Origin of the sequence: Pseudomonas sp. JV245A, assembly GCF_032424515.1 — a bacterium.
GTDB lineage: Bacteria > Pseudomonadota > Gammaproteobacteria > Pseudomonadales > Pseudomonadaceae > Aquipseudomonas > Aquipseudomonas protegens.
Genome location: NZ_VYKE01000655.1, coordinates 1 through 246 on the forward strand (window position 1 = coordinate 1; position 246 = coordinate 246).

Annotated in this window: 1 pseudogene; it reads left to right on the forward strand. The window is 69.5% G+C overall.

Features of this window, described 5'->3' with window-relative positions:
* Positions 1-246: pseudogene (locus tag F6S12_RS33475) on the forward strand (hypothetical protein); the annotation flags it as partial.

Consider the following 246-nt stretch of genomic DNA (forward strand, 5'->3'; position numbering starts at 1 on the left):
GATCCTGCTGTTCCTGGCCCTGGAGCAGGGCCAGGTGTTCGCCACCCATGCCGCGGTGGCGGCCCTGTCGGCGGTGTTCGCGATGATCGCCTTCAGCGTCGCCTATACCCATGCCGCGCAGCGCTTCTCCTGGCCCGGGGCCCTGGCCATTGCGACCCTGGTGTGGGCCTTGCTGGCCACGATCATCGCCCAGGTGCCGCCATCCCTGGGTTTTTCCAGCCTCTGCGCCGCCAGCGCCCTGCTCCT